Annotated in this window: 2 protein-coding genes; both read right to left on the reverse strand. The window is 39.2% G+C overall.

The features are described 5' to 3' along the window. On the reverse strand, positions 1-306 hold a 306-nt coding region (locus tag AZ66_RS31735; RefSeq protein ID WP_156160141.1), incomplete at its 3' end, for a hypothetical protein. 513 nt (positions 307-819) lie between these two features. Continuing rightward, positions 820-1,012 (reverse strand): hypothetical protein (locus tag AZ66_RS33230; RefSeq protein ID WP_231587108.1); only part of this gene is annotated, 193 nt, incomplete at its 5' end.

Raw genomic sequence — 1,012 nt, forward strand, 5'->3', positions numbered from 1 at the left:
ATAGGTTGTGTTCTTTTCAAAATGAACTTTATTTGTATTGGTATAAATCGCATCTTTCCACTCTTCTTTTGGTGAGGATTCCACGTACACAGAATGCTTTCCCGTGATGACTTGCAGTGGATCACTTGTTATTCTACCGGCTCCCGCTATGTAATTTGTTTGGTTCAAGTCTCCTCTTTCAAACGACTCACTCAACTTCTTAATACTTATATCATCTAAGGATAATGCCCCTCCGTTATGGATTCCCCATATTAGAAAATAGTTCTCTTCCTCGCCTGTTTTAAAGGTGATCGTCTTCGTTCCCATCTTGCCCGCTTGTCCTGTCCATTCCGTCCACCCTTTATCGCTTTTATCATCCGAGTCTCCCCCCTGGCCGTAAAATAAAAGTAACCATTATTTCCTTGTACAGACTCTACGATGCTCTTATAAGAAAACGTCACCGCATAGGTTGTATTTTTTTCAAAATGTACTTTATTCGCGTTAGTATAAATCGCATCTTTCCACTCTTCTTGTGGAGAGGATTCCACGTACACAGAATGCTTTCCCGTGATGACTTGCAGTGGATTACTTGTTATTCTACCGGCTCCCGCTACGTAATTTGTTTGATTCAGGTCTCCTCTTTCGAACGACTCTATAACGTAACTAAAATCGTTTAAATCACGAGATATACCAGCCATCACATAGCTGTCACATGAAATTGTAAAGTAGAACATGCTTATAAGAAAAAGATAAGTCACTCTTTTTATGCATTCATTCATTTTACGATCACCTTTCTTTTATACTTTCTTTACTGTATGACATTACAATCGTTCTTTCGTGCTACTTTTTACTTTGAAGCGTTACGGAATCTACAATTAATGTCCCTGATGCGTTATCTTCTACAGCTAGGATATTAAAATGCACCCTTGCCCGTACCGTATTTACTGGAGGTTTTGCTTTTACATGTACACTCGGCCAATCCGAGTTTCCGCCATGTTCGAATGGCACATCACTTCCGATTAACTTATTGTTT

The sequence above is a fragment of the Paenibacillus sp. E194 genome, from assembly GCF_000935845.1.
Lineage (GTDB): Bacteria > Bacillota > Bacilli > Paenibacillales > Paenibacillaceae > Paenibacillus_B > Paenibacillus_B alvei_B.